Below are 13,853 nucleotides of genomic sequence, written 5' to 3'. Positions count from 1 at the left end.
GGTTACTAAATGAGAAATACAAGATTAGGGTATTTACTAGCTGCGACAAGCTGCATCATTTTGCTTGGCGGATGTGGTTCTGGTAAAGAAAAGACTGGCGAAATGAGTCAAAAATCAACAAACAACGGACAAACATTTTCAGTTGTTGCAAAACAAGAAATTCCATCGATCGATGCATCTGTCACAAATGATGTTGTCGGTTGGGGTGTACTGAAAAATACAGGTGAAGGATTGTTCCGTGCAGATAAAAAAGGGAAATTGATTCCAGCAGGTGCTGTGGAAATGCCAAAAGTCAGTGAAGATGGGTTGACTTATACGTTTAAATTACGCGAAGATGCCGTTTGGTCAAATGGCGATCCTGTTATTGCAAAAGATTATGTATATGGATGGCAACGGACAGTCGAGCCAAAGACTGCTTCAGAAGTGGCTTACCTATTTGAATCAATCAAAAATTATCAAGCAATCATGGATGGGAAGACACCAGCAGAAGAATTAGCCGTAAAAGCATTGAGTGATCATGAATTAGAAGTGACGCTTGAATCACCTGTACCCTATATGGAATCCTTATTGTCATTACCACCATTTTTCCCACAAAATGAAAAAATCATCAACGAAAGCGGCGAAAAATATGCCAGTTCAAGTGAGCATATGGTTTATAATGGACCGTTTGTTTTAAGTGACTTTGAAGGGGCAGGGACTGATACAAAATGGGCGTATGTAAAAAATGATACCTATTGGGATCAAGCCAATGTGACGATGGAAAAAATCAATTTTGATGTAGTAAAAGAAGATGCGACGGCATTAAATCTATTTCAAGATGGGCAAACTGATGACATCGTTGTGACGGGTGAGTTGGCACAACAAATGGTAGATGATCAAGCATTTTTCTCGCAAGATATGTCAAATGCGACATATGTAGAATATAATCAAACAAAAAAAGAATTCCAAAATGAAAATCTCAGAAAAGCAATTTCCTACGCGTTAGATCGTCAAACTCTAGTAGATCAAGTCTTAGGAGATGGATCAATTGCAGCAACAGGTTTAGTACCGAAAAATATGTCATTCAACCCTGAAACGGAAGCTGATTTTGTAAAAAATTCAGGTAATCATTTGAAATATAATCCAGAAAAAGCCAAAGAATATTGGGGTAAAGCAAAAACTGAATTAGGAATCGACACTTTAAAAATCAATTTGCTTTCATCCGATGCTGATTCTGCAAAAAAAGTGGTAGAATACATGCAAGGAGCAATTCAAGGAACCTTGACAGGCGTGACAGTCGAAGTCTCATCAGTCCCCCTTTCTGTTCGTTTAGAACGTGGGAATAAAGGTGATTTTGATATGATTCTAGTTGGTTGGGGTGCAGAATACAACGATCCAAGCGTGTTCTTGGAATTATTTGCATCAGATAATATCAATAACAGCGGTAAATATACCAACAAAGAATTTGATAAATACTTGAAAGCTTCTGCTACAACAAATGCAGGTGATCCAAAAGCTCGTTGGAATGATTTGATTGAAGCGGAAAATATTTTAATGGATACGATGGGTGTTTGCCCAGTGTATCAAAAAGCAGAAGCGCATTTACGTAATCCAAAGGTCAAAGGGATAGTGCCGTCTGGCCCAGAATATGATTATAAATGGACATCCATTGAAAAGTAAGTGAACATAGAAAAGGTGGAGATTAAATGATTCATCGCTATATAGAAGTAACAGGCTCAGCATTTGAACGTGGGGTCAAAATCGGCGAAGTGCTAAAAATGCAGATCGAAACAAACTTATCTAGTCAAAAATTATTTTATAAAGATTCAACTGAAATCATTACCAAATGGTTGGAAAAAGCGCAGGTATATCTTGACTATACAGAAAAATTTGCACCAGATGTGGCTGCTGAAATGCGGGGTGTTGCGAAAGGAAGCGGTGTGGATTTTCAAGAAATTTTGTATTTGTATACTGTTTATGAACGATCATTTTTTGACGAATTGATCAGTGACAAATGTACCTCATTTGCAGCGAAAGGAAATGCTACTTTTGACGGGTCCGTGATATGTGGTCAAACGAATGATGAACGTCTTGATGAATACCGTTCTGAGGTCGATTGTGTTGTACATCATCACGATAGTGAATCTGATTTTGAATCATTGATTTATAGTCATCCAGGTATTCCCGCTTATATGGGCATGAATAATTATGGCTTAGCTGTGATGTGGACGTATATCGATAATGGTCAGCGCAAAGAGGGCGTTCCTACAGCTGGAATTATTAGAGAGCTACTTAATAAAAAAAGCTTAAAAGAAGCACGCGAGTATCTTTACAGTGTTCCTCATGCAGTGCCAAATCAGTTTAGTTTATCTCATACAACTGAAGGAATCGCAAGTTTTGAATGTTTTCCAAATAAGATTTATGAGCATGAGCCAGCAGATGTGATGATCCATGCGAATCATAATAGTATTGCGTTAGAGGAACCAGAAGAAGGTGGTTCTAAAACATCTCATTCTCGTTTTGAAGCGATGGAAGCGATCGTTAGTGAAAATTATGGTATTATCGATGCGGAGCTAGGGAAACAGTTTTTAGCAAATCATCGTAATTTTCCAAAAAGCGTCTGTAATCATCCATCACCAGAACACCCACTATCAAAATCATTGGCATCGATGGTCTTTGATTTAGGCAAAGGTGAGATGCATTTAGCTTTTGGGAATGCTTGTGAGCAGCCGTTTTATACGTATCGATTCAAGCAAAGGTTTGGATAAATAAAAAACATACTAAGATTAGAGGGTAAACTTAGTATGTTTTTTTAGTCTTCTTCTTCCTAAAATTCATTTGAAATCGTGTTGTATGGCCCGGTCCTTTTTTGACACCATCATACAAAGTAAGAATTTTTCAAGATAGTCAATTGAATCAATCAGATTGAAATCTCTCCATATTTTACAAGACGAATTAATTTCAATCTTACAAGAATGGGTTCATACTGATTATTAAAGAGGGGATGGGAGGAAGAATATATGAATGAAAACAAACAAATGAAAGCAGTCGGTTTTTTTGAAGGTTTACCAATTAAAAATGAAGCAAGTTTTATGGACGAGTACAAAACGATTCCACTACCAGGTCCTCAAGATATTCTTGTGAAAGTCAAAGCTGTTTCCGTAAATCCCGTCGATACGAAATTAAGACAAGTGCCAAAAAAACAAACACAATTAACGGTCTTGGGATTTGATGGTGTTGGAGAAGTCGTCTCTGTAGGTGAAAATGTTAGTAAATTTAGTACTGGTGATCGTGTTTTTTATGCAGGAACAACAAAACGTGCGGGCAGTAATCAAGAATTTCAACTAGTCAACGAAGGAATTGCCGCCTTAGCTCCTAAAAATTTAAGTGATGAAGAAGCGGCGGCCTTGCCATTAACATCATTGACAGCATACGAGTTATTGTTTGATAAATTCGGACTGATTCCAAAAGAGAATGCGAATCAAGGGAAAACGATTTTAGTGATCAATGGAGCAGGTGGTGTTGGATCGATTTTAAATCAGCTTGCTCATTGGGCCGGGCTAACGGTGTACGCTACAGCGAGTCCCGCAAATTTTGACTGGTTAAAAAAACTTGGTGTAGATTACCCAATCGATTATCATCAAGATCTCAAACAAAGCTTAGAAAAATTAGGGATTCACACAGTCGATTATGCGGCGGTTTTATTCAATATCCTTCCATATTTTAACGATATCTCTGAACTGATCGCCCCTTTTGGACATATTGGAACGATCGTTGGTTTAGATGGGAATTTAGATATCAGTCAACTGAAAAATAGGTCTGTCAGCTTTGACTGGGAGTATATGTTTGCTAAAACAGATTTTAATGATCAAATTGAAACACAAGGAGCAGCACTATCCTTGATCGCTCAACTTGCAGAAGCTGGAAAGCTAGTAGCAACGGTGGGTAAGGCTTATACCGATGGAATTAATGCAGCGAATTTGAAAAAAGCGACAGAAGATGTTGAATCAGGTCATATGAGAGGGAAAGTCATAGTAAGTGGACTATTTAATGGACAGCCGGAATAAGCAGCTGATCATGTTATATAGAGTGAAAAGTGATTTGTTTAGGTAGCTATTTTACGGTGAGTAGCTTGCTTGTGATTCCTAAATGCCACACTAGTGCTTCAAATTCAACTCGGTAATGAAAAAGGCAAGAGCCAACAAAAGTATTTGTACACTTTTGTTGGCTCTTGCCTTTTTTGATTATGAAACGTTTATTTTTCTTGTCTTACTTTTTTTAGCACAAACTGATAATTTACGAATCCGATAAGACCAAGACCAAGGAATAACCAAATATAGTTGGAATGTTCGCCAGTAACAGGAAGTCTCTTTTTAGCCGAAGCATTAAAATTAGTATTTGTTTTTGGTGAGTGGCTGTTTTGAGACGCATTGGCTACTTGCTCTGTTGAATTTTTTGTTTCGGAAGAATCCGTTGATGTAGTAGGGTCTGTTTTATCATCTTTAGTATAAACATAAGTTACAATCTGATCTTCTTGGGTAAATGTACCTGTAGTGTCGCCTTTGACTTCTTTCAAAGTGTACCCTTTGAATGTAAGTTGTTGTGTTGTGAAAGTTTCTCCAACTTCACCAGTTTGCTCCAAAGCTGGTTCATGAAGTGGTTTATTATCTGTATCCACATAATGAACAGTCACTTTGCCTAATAATTCAATGATTGGTTTGTATTGTTTATACACAAACGTCACTGTTTGTTCTTGATCAGAAAAACTGCCGGTGGCATTAGCAGGTATTTCAGTTAGCTCATAATTAGGAATGAGTGGAGCTGGGATCTCAAACGTTTGACCAACTAAGCCTGAGCGTGTTTCACTAGGCAGTAATAATTTCCCGTCAGTATCCTGATATTGAATCGTTACAGGTTTACCATCATCAAGAACGTTGAATTGATGTAAATAAGTTCCTGATGATATCGCATAAAAAGTAAAGCCAGGTGGTTGAGCGTAAGAGCCTGCTGGATTGTTTAAACGAGCATTGTATTCAAAGCTGGAAAGGTTTGCAAATTCATCTTCTGTGACGCCAGAAATCTTGATCCCTTCATCAGTGATTTGTAAACGATTTGCAGGTAATTGTGTACCGTTAAAATCAAGATAAGTATTGCTGGCAGAATTTGATGTGGTGAATGGTGGAACATGGCCATCAAAATTTGTCAGTCTGTTTGGCATCATAGAAAAGGGTATGAATAAAGTTTGTTGTTCAAAATCATAATCTAATGTAGAACGACCAATTGTAGTTGGTAGATCATTTCGACCTGTATTTTGTCCGAATGCTGCTAGATCGTTAAGAGCAGGAAACTCGTTGATTACCGTGAAATCTGTGATACCACAAAACTGAACCGAAAGTGACTTTAGATTAGGAAGTACTTTAAATGGAGCAATCGTCGTAATGTTCATATTGGAATCCATGTAAATCCGTGTTAATGATGTTAACTGAGCAATTTTAGGCAAGATATCGTCATCAATACTTGTAGAGCCTAAACTAAGATTTGTCAGTCCAGTATTGTTGCTTAAGTCAGGGAAGTTAGCACTAGTTAAACTCTTCGTTTGAAGCGTGACAAAGGTTAAAGAAGATAGTTGTTCTAACGGGCTAAAATCAGTTATATTATTCGTTGTATTCATATAAATAGAACTTAAATTTGTTGCATGTTCTAATCCAGAAAGCGTACTTATTTCAGCTGAATTAAGGGAAAGATTCGTTAGACGTTCCATGTCTGCTTGAGTCAATTCACTGTCGCTAGGTAACCCTAGAGTCGATAAAATCGCTTGTTTCAAAATTGGATCAGCAATCGTGATAGTATCAGCTTTAGGAGTAATAAAGGCAACGGCTGGTTCTTCAGTAGTTGTAGAATCTGACGTTGAAACTGTGGTATCGCTCTCAACTGAAGTCGTTGATACAGTTGGCTCTTCAAAAGCAGAATTTTCTGAAGTTGTAGAAGATTTTAGCGTTGTTTCTGTCGTTTCTAAGTCTTTTTTTGTTTGAGATGGAGTTGTTTGTTCATTTGCGGGTGTGCTATCTTCCGCAAAAACAAAAGACGATGTTAGAAATAACGGTACCAATAAAGCAAAAATCATGGCTGTCCGGATCGTCTTTCTCTTATGTATTAGTGTTCTGTGCCTGTTTTTCATATGTTTTTCCTCCATGGTTCATAATAGGTGTGTGTTGATAATAAAAGAATATTATCACAAATCATTTTATCATAAAAATATGAATAAAATTCATTAATTATTTAAAAAAGTATATAATTATGTTAGAAAAATCTTTTAATACTTATTTTCATGGGTTTTTGAAGTTTTTTATAATTAAATTTAAATTAAAAAATGTTCAGTTGTGGCTCGGATTAAAAAGATGACAAGATTTTGACGAGTAGCTTATAATAAAGTGAATTGATATGGAAAAGTGCACGGTCGGTGGAGTAGAACGTTATTGTTATACGCTCTCATTTAGTTTTTAGAATAAGGAGTACAAAAAATGACATTAAAACAAAAAATAATAGAGGAAAGTAAACGTTTAGGGATCGATAAAATCGGTTTTGCTTCAGCGGAACCTTTTTATGAATTAGAAGATTCGTTGAAAGAACAAAAAGAACTCGGGTTTAATTCAGGATTTGAGCATCAAGTGATCGAAGAACGGATCTATCCAGAAAAAACATTTGAAAATCCGAAAACAATTATTTCCATTGCCTTGGCTTATCCAACAAAAATTGAAGGGAAAGTACCGAGAGATGAAAAAAGAGGAATGTTCGCTCGGGCTTCTTGGGGAATTGATTATCACGATGTTTTGCGCGACCGATTAGGAAAGTTGATTGAGTTTATTCACTCGCAAGCCCAAAACTTAGAAGAAACGGAAAGTTGGCGTTTTGCCCCCCAAGTAGATACAGGAGAATTAGTGGATGTGGCGGTTGCTCAACGTGCTGGCTTAGGGTTTATTGGAAGAAATGGGTTGTTGATCACAGAAGAATTTGGTTCTTTTGTTTATTTAGGAGAAATTGTAACGAATATTGATTTTGAAGTAGATAAACCAGTCCCCTTTGGCTGTGGTGATTGTACGCGTTGTGTAACGGCATGTCCTACACAAGCACTGTTAGGCAACGGCAGTATGAACGCAAAAAAATGTTTATCTTATCAAACACAAACAAAAGAGATGATGCCAGAAGAATATCGGAAAAAAATGCATAATGTTATCTATGGCTGCGATATTTGTCAGCTGGTTTGTCCTTATAATAGAGGGAAAGACTTTCACTTTCATAAAGAAATGGAACCAGAAGTTGAAACTGTTTACCCTAAGTTAAAACCAATGTTAAGTATGTCGAATAAAGAATTTAAAACTCAGTTTGGACATCTATCAGGTTCTTGGCGAGGGAAAAAGCCACTCCAGAGAAATGCGTTGATTGCCCTAGCAAATTTAGGAGATCGAAGTGCATTGCCGGAAATTTTAGTTTGTGCAAAAGAAGATGTTCGACCTGTGATTAGGGGAACAGCGGCTTGGGCAATTGGAAAATTAGGGAACAAAGAAGCAGAAAAATGGCTCAATGTTTTAAATGAGTTGTTGGAGATAGAGCCAGAAGAAGAAGTACTAGTAGAAATAAAGAATGCAATTAAACAGCTAGAAAAGTAGGTTTTTAGTATATAGAAAAAGAGGCCGAGACAAACACTCATGAGGGTTACCGCCCTCACCAAACAGAATGAAAATAAAGTGATCGACCTACAGGCTATTTCCTGTCATACTAGAGATGACAGAAGTGGCTTGTAGGTCGATCGCTTATTGAGGTTCTTCTCCAAGTAACCTTGAGGGACAAACTAGATCATTCTACTTATTTGTACCAATCATTAGGTCATAGAACCTGCGTATAAAAATAAATTTGTTTCTATAAGTAGAATAGCCTCTTCTGTACTTTTTTTCAAGGAGGAATGTTGAAAATGGAAGATGTACTTCGTTCTTGTTGTGCTGGATTAGACATCCATCAAAAAGTAATTGTTGCGTGTATTATTCGTTCTGCTGAAGGAAAAAAACGCCCAGAAAAATTCTTTGGTAGTTTTGATACGACAACTCGTGGTCTTTTTGACTTATCTGATTGGTTGACTTCTTACGAAGTCACACACATAAGCATGGAAAGCACGGGTGTTTATTGGAAATGTGTCTGGCGAATTTTACAAAATCATTTTGATTTACAGTTGGCGAATCCTCGCCACATCAAAAATATTCCAGGAAAAAAAACGGATATGAAAGATGCGGAATGGATTGCTCGTCTCACTCGATTAGGAGTCGTTCCTACAAGTTTTGTTCCACCAGAACCTATTCAGGAATTGAGAGACTTAACACGTTATCGCAAGCACTTAGTAGAAGATTTGAATCGAGAAAAAAATCGGGGGCACATGGTCCTGCAGAATGCTGGAATCAAATTAACCTCAGTGATTAAAGATATCTATGGAAAATCTGGCAGAGCCTTACTCTATGCCTTAATTGAAAATAAACCAATCACAGAGTCACTCATTCTCGAGTGTGTGTACACTACCTTACGCAGAAAAGTGCCTCAATTGCTTGAATCCCTAGAAGGATTTATGACACCTCATTATCGTAAAATGTTAGCTCTTCATCTCACTCAAATTGAGTGCTTAGAAAAACAACTAGTAGAAGTCGAAGAAACAATCAACGACTATCTCGTTCCTTATGAAGAATACGTAGAACGTTTGGAGGAAATCCCAGGAATCAATCGAAGAACAGCGGCAGTTGTACTCGCAGAAGTGGGGATAGATATGTCTGTTTTCCCGACATCTGGACATTTGGCTTCATGGGCAGGAGCGAGTCCAGGAAACAATCAAAGTGCTGGAAAGAATCGAAGTAAACGGGTAGGAAAAGGAAATTCTTATCTAAAGAAGGTCTTAGCGCAAGGAGCACTAGCGGTTTCCCAAGGGAAACCCAATCGAATCCAAGCATTTTTCTTTCGGGTAAGAAGAAATGCTGGACATAAAAAATCGGTTGTTGCGACCGTTCATTTATTAATACGTATCATTTATCGGATGTTTTCCGATCAGTCCCGCTATAATGAACTTGGAGGAAGTTATTTACAAAATAGAAAGAACACTCTAACAAATAACTGTTGAAGCGTTCTAGACCAATTTTAGCTAACTACGGTTTCAGTAGGAGGTAGCTTTTTTTTGTTTTTTTACAGTATTAGTTTTCGTATAAAAAGCTTATTTCCGAAGGAGCTGCTTTTTTCTCGCCGTTTATTTGGATTTAGAGCGCGAAACAAAACTGTTTCTTAGTTTTGTTTCGCGCTCTTTTTGATAGTCAAAGAATAATATTAAGCTTTTGCAGCTTCTTTTGGTTCGCGGCCTAAAATAGCTTGTAAAACTGTTAACACACCATATGAAGCTAAAATAGTGTAAATCAAGCTTGAATAAGTTAAGATATCGAAATCCCACGTTTTGTAAATGACTAAAACAATTGCTAAAACAATACCTGCAAGAACGTTGAAGAATGCAAACGCCCATAGATTTCCATTTTCTTTACGTGAAAGATAGTAAATTGAAAACCATAAACTCAAGACACCCCAAGCAATGCAGACTAAAATAGCTGCCCAATAAATAATAAATGCTACCACGAAGTTTCACCTCACTTTTATACATTAGTATTCTATCACGTTCTCTTTTGTTTGTCATGAAAAGACAGTGAAAAACCTAACATTCTTAACAGCTTCTCACTTGTTTTTAGTCCGTATATTCGTGTTTATAAATAGTGTTTCAACGCTGAAGAATAATCTATTTTTTTTCATTTTATTTTCTCTCTACTCCTTATTTACGTTATAATACACTTAGTAGGAGATGAAATGATGCAAACAATTGATAAAGAGAAAGCTGTATCCATGATCGAGCAAGCTGAAAAGATCACATTCTTGACAGGTGCCGGTGTTTCCACTGCTTCTGGAGTGCCTGATTATCGCTCGTTGTCCGGAATTTATACTGGAATCGAACGACCTGAATATTTGCTAAGTCAAACATGTTTACTTGAAGAACCAAAGAAATTTTATTCATTTGTGCAAACAATGTATCATCCGAACGCCAAACCAAATACCATTCACAAAAAAATGGCAGAATTGGAAAAATCTAAAAACATATGGGTTATTTCACAAAATATAGACGGACTTCATAAGGCGGCAGGCACACAACATTTAGTTGATTTTCATGGAGATTTATATGATTGTTACTGCACAAGATGTGGACAAAAAGTTTCCGCAAAAACATATTTATTCTCTGATAGACATGATCAATGCGGTGGCCAGATTCGTCCTAATATCGTATTGTATGAAGAAGGTTTAAAAGAACAAGCAATTGCTACATCGATTGAGGCTGTTTCTAAAGCTGAATTGATCGTAATTGTAGGAACTAGTTTTCAAGTACATCCGTTTTGTGATTTGATCCATTATGCATCAGATACTTCGGAGATTTTAGTGATCAACGAATCCGCAGTTCAATTAAATAGAGAAGCTTATTTTTTAAAAGAAGATGCCGTAAAGGTTTTCGAAAATATAGTATAGAGGAGTTTTAACATGGAAGAAATAAAATCAGAACGACAAAAAATGATTGATGGCGAACTTTATTTTGCTGGTGATCCAGAGTTAGCAACCGCTCGCAAGTTTGCTAGGGAACAAATGAAGTTGATTAACAAAGAAGAAGACAGTCAAATTCGTCGTCAATTAGTGGAAGAAACATTTGGAACTACTGGTACTGGCAGTTACATTGAACCGTCGATCAGTTTTGATTATGGGTTTAATATCCATGTTGGTAAAAACTTTTATGCGAATTTTAACAGTATCTTTCTAGATATATGTCCGATTACGATTGGGGATAACTGTATGTTTGGACCAAATGTTCAATTGTATGCAGCAACGCATCCTTTGCATCCAGTCAAAAGAAATAGCGGATTGGAATACGGAAAGCCGATTACAATGGGGGATAACGTTTGGCTTGGAGGCGGCGTTGTAATCACTCCAGGTGTGACTTTAGGCGATAACGTTGTAGTAGCAGCCGGTTCAGTCGTAACAAAATCATTTCCAGATAATTGTGTGATCGGCGGCAATCCAGCGAAAATCCTCAAAGAAATCGAATTGGATGAAAAAAAACAATCTCCCTTAACCGTTCAACGAAGTAAAATCGATACGTTGGACAAAAAAATTGTCGCATTATTAGAAGAACGTATGGATGCAATAGAAGCAATCGTCACAATCAAAAAAACGGCTGATAAGCAAATCCTAGACGCATCAAGAGAGCAAGAAGTATTGGGAAAAATCGCTACTTATATTAAAAATGATGCGTATAGAGATGTGATCAAAGAAACGTATCAAGGAATTATGGATGCGTCAAAGAAGTTTCAGCAAAAGCAAATGGATTAAGAGGACAGGAGGAATCTGAATGGATGGCGTAAAAAGGCGAGAAGCGATTTTACTTGAATTAGAATCAGCAGAAAAGCCCATCAGTGCCAGTCGTTTTGCCCAAAAATTTAAAGTCAGCCGCCAAATCGTGGTTGGGGATGTTGCACTCTTAAGAGCAGCGGGATATGAAATTATCGCAACTGCTAGAGGCTATTTACTTGAATTTGAAAAGGATAAAGAGGGGATTATTCGAAAAATCGCTTGCCAACATATGCCGAATCAAACAGAAGATGAACTAATGACGATAGTATCATTAGGTGGGGAAATAATCGATGTAGTGGTGGAACATCCAATTTATGGTGAATTAACTGGAGGACTGCACATTCGTACTGAAAAAGAAGTGAAAGAGTTTGTTGTATCTTATAAAAAAAGCACTGCTTCACTATTGTCTGAGCTAACTGGAGGTATTCATTTGCATACGATACGTTGTGAAAATGAAGAAATATTTAGACAGATCAAAGAAGTTTTGGCACAAAAAGGTATTTTGTACAATGGTTAATAAAAAAATGAGAGAGTTGGAACTAAATATGAAAAAGTACGTTATGATTAGCTTGGGAATGTTGTTATTATTAGCGGGGTGCTCAAGTGGCGAAAACAATAGTAGTACAAGTAGTACCAGCAGTTCGGTTAGTCAAATGACAGAAAAAAGTACAAGTAATTTAGCTGTATCTGCAACAAGTGAGTCATCAAAAAATTCAAACTCTAAAGAATCGTCAACAACTGATATGAGCAACGAATACCCTTACGATGTGTCACTAGATGCGGTAAAAGCAGCAACGTTTTATAACAATGGGATGAATATTCCTCAGGAAATCGCATTGACAGTTGAGCAAGGGAGTCAGGGAACAGCCTCATTTACTATTAAAAGTCCAGATGGAGATTTTATGACGAGCTATGCAATTTCTTATCAACAAAATCCTACAAAAACAATCCGTATTTTTTCGGCTGATACACATGAAATACGGACAGTTAAGGTGAATACTGAATTAGTATTAGGAGATCGATTGTTTAGTGATCAAGATCGTGTGATGGCTGGCAATCTGTATGTTTTTGTGAATAAAAGTGGTGGCTTGTCGTTAGCAACGCCTAATTATGCTGGAAACGTTGATGAACAGGACTCAGATGTGATGTTAGAATATTTGCAAAACAAGTAATTTATTAACGATTCCATAAAAAAATCTCTACCAGAATGAATAATCTTTGCTGGTAGAGATTTTTATAATTAATTTTGATGGGATGTTTTATTGTTTAATTATTTTCAGCTTCAAACTTTTCAAACGCTGACTTGATTACTTCTTTCAACGCATTAGCGGAAGCATTCATCCGATCCATTTCAGAATCTGTCAACGGAATTTCAATAACTTGCTTGATACCTTGACGGTTGATTACGGCAGGTGCACCGATGTAGATATCATTTTGTCCATATTCACCATCTAGGTAAACAGAAAGCGGAAAGACAGAATCTTCATCATCTAAAATCGCTTTTGTGATTCTAGCCAAGGCTGCTGCGATACCGTAGAATGTCGCACCTTTTTTCTCAATGATTGAATACGCTGCATCTCTTACATTGAAAAACAGGTTAACCATTGCTTCTTCATCGACATCTGGATTATTCTTAACCCATTCATAAATTTGTAAGCCGGCAACATTGGCATGAGACCAGACAGGAAACTCAGTATCGCCATGTTCGCCTAAAATATACGCATGGACATTACGAGCATCTACATCAACTAATTCAGCGATTGCTTGACGGAAACGAGCTGAATCAAGTGAAGTTCCAGAGCCGATAACGCGTTCCTTTGGAAATCCTGAGAATTTCCATGTAGAATAAGTTAAAATATCAACTGGATTGGCCGCAACTAAGAAAATCCCGCTAAATCCAGAATCAACGATAGCGGTAACGATTTGTTTGTTGATCTTTAAGTTTTTATGAACTAAATCGATTCTTGTTTCACCAGGTTTTTGCGCAGCGCCTGCCGTTAACACGACAAGATCAGCATCATGACAATCGTCATAAGTAGCTGCATAAATCTTTTTAGGAGAAGTAAATGCTAAAGCATGAGATAAATCAGCGGCATCTCCTTCTGTTTTCTTTGTATCTATATCAATAATACCAACTTCTTGAGCAATATTTTGAGTGACTAAGGCAAAAGCATAACTAGATCCGACAGCGCCATCTCCAACTAAAATTACCTTTTGGTGGTCTTTGTTTCCAACTGCTGCAGTCATGTGTATCATTCCTTTCAGATAATTGTTTTATCACAATGATAATACCATCGTTTGTGAGGTTTGTCACGTTTTTTGTTTATATAAATTGATACAGTTTTCAGAGGTGTTTCATAAGAAAAATCTTTTATGTGCGATTATTCACTATTTCTGGTTTTTATGATTTT

At 37.0% G+C, this 13,853-nt stretch carries 12 protein-coding genes; 9 read left to right on the top strand and 3 right to left on the bottom strand.

Going from position 1 to position 13,853, the window contains the following annotated elements:
- The first annotated feature begins 9 nt into the window (after positions 1–9).
- From IGJ02_RS14505 to IGJ02_RS14495, 3 genes are all read left to right on the top strand, one after another.
- Complete coding sequence (locus IGJ02_RS14505; protein ID WP_430602484.1) at positions 10–1,659, top strand: peptide ABC transporter substrate-binding protein; 1,650 nt, start codon at positions 10–12, stop codon at positions 1,657–1,659.
- Between the two features lie 26 nt (positions 1,660–1,685).
- Positions 1,686–2,747: a C45 family autoproteolytic acyltransferase/hydolase gene (locus IGJ02_RS14500; RefSeq protein ID WP_430602483.1), complete on the top strand. Its 1,062-nt coding sequence runs from the start codon at positions 1,686–1,688 to the stop codon at positions 2,745–2,747.
- A 252-nt stretch (positions 2,748–2,999) separates the two neighbouring features.
- Positions 3,000–4,046 (top strand): zinc-binding alcohol dehydrogenase family protein, encoded by a 1,047-nt coding sequence (locus IGJ02_RS14495; RefSeq protein WP_430602481.1) that lies wholly within the window; start codon positions 3,000–3,002, stop codon positions 4,044–4,046.
- Between the two features lie 188 nt (positions 4,047–4,234).
- On the opposite strand, the gene IGJ02_RS14490 is transcribed toward IGJ02_RS14495, so the two are convergent.
- The gene (locus IGJ02_RS14490) at positions 4,235–6,157 is read right to left on the bottom strand and encodes a MucBP domain-containing protein (RefSeq protein ID WP_430602480.1); all 1,923 of its coding nucleotides are present in this window, start codon (positions 6,155–6,157) and stop codon (positions 4,235–4,237) included.
- Positions 6,158–6,500: 343 nt separating this feature from the next.
- Between IGJ02_RS14490 and queG the strand changes: the two genes are divergently transcribed.
- Together queG and IGJ02_RS14480 are read left to right on the top strand one after the other, a co-directional pair.
- A complete protein-coding gene (gene queG, locus IGJ02_RS14485) occupies positions 6,501–7,646 on the top strand; it encodes a tRNA epoxyqueuosine(34) reductase QueG (RefSeq protein ID WP_010762484.1) in 1,146 nt (381 codons plus the stop codon).
- A 302-nt stretch (positions 7,647–7,948) separates the two neighbouring features.
- Positions 7,949–9,133 carry an IS110 family transposase gene (locus IGJ02_RS14480; protein WP_430601783.1) on the top strand — a complete coding sequence of 395 codons (1,185 nt, stop codon included), beginning with the start codon at positions 7,949–7,951 and terminating at the stop codon, positions 9,131–9,133.
- Between the two features lie 200 nt (positions 9,134–9,333).
- Here IGJ02_RS14480 and IGJ02_RS14475 read toward each other — a convergent pair whose 3' ends face one another.
- Positions 9,334–9,633, bottom strand: coding sequence for a hypothetical protein (locus IGJ02_RS14475; RefSeq protein ID WP_010762485.1), 300 nt, complete (start codon positions 9,631–9,633; stop codon positions 9,334–9,336).
- Positions 9,634–9,861: 228 nt separating this feature from the next.
- Here IGJ02_RS14475 and IGJ02_RS14470 point away from each other — a divergent pair, with 228 nt between their 5' ends.
- From IGJ02_RS14470 to IGJ02_RS14455, 4 genes are read left to right on the top strand one after another with little or no spacing between them, the layout of a single operon-like run.
- Entirely contained in the window at positions 9,862–10,566 is a 705-nt protein-coding gene (locus IGJ02_RS14470; protein ID WP_430604121.1) for an NAD-dependent protein deacylase, read from the top strand.
- A 12-nt stretch (positions 10,567–10,578) separates the two neighbouring features.
- The gene (locus IGJ02_RS14465) at positions 10,579–11,421 is read left to right on the top strand and encodes a chorismate mutase (RefSeq protein WP_430602478.1); all 843 of its coding nucleotides are present in this window, start codon (positions 10,579–10,581) and stop codon (positions 11,419–11,421) included.
- A gap of 19 nt (positions 11,422–11,440) precedes the next feature.
- Entirely contained in the window at positions 11,441–11,959 is a 519-nt protein-coding gene (locus IGJ02_RS14460; RefSeq protein ID WP_430602476.1) for a transcription repressor NadR, read from the top strand.
- 28 nt (positions 11,960–11,987) lie between these two features.
- Entirely contained in the window at positions 11,988–12,614 is a 627-nt protein-coding gene (locus IGJ02_RS14455; protein WP_430602475.1) for a hypothetical protein, read from the top strand.
- 94 nt (positions 12,615–12,708) lie between these two features.
- On the opposite strand, the gene IGJ02_RS14450 is transcribed toward IGJ02_RS14455, so the two are convergent.
- Positions 12,709–13,689 carry an L-lactate dehydrogenase gene (locus IGJ02_RS14450; protein WP_430602473.1) on the bottom strand — a complete coding sequence of 327 codons (981 nt, stop codon included), beginning with the start codon at positions 13,687–13,689 and terminating at the stop codon, positions 12,709–12,711.
- Positions 13,690–13,853 lie beyond the last annotated feature (164 nt).

The organism is Enterococcus sp. DIV0724b (genome assembly GCF_050531475.1).
GTDB lineage: Bacteria > Bacillota > Bacilli > Lactobacillales > Enterococcaceae > Enterococcus_L > Enterococcus_L haemoperoxidus.
The sequence above is the reverse complement of the archived record's forward strand: the minus strand, read 5'-3'. Positions and strand labels throughout refer to the sequence as shown.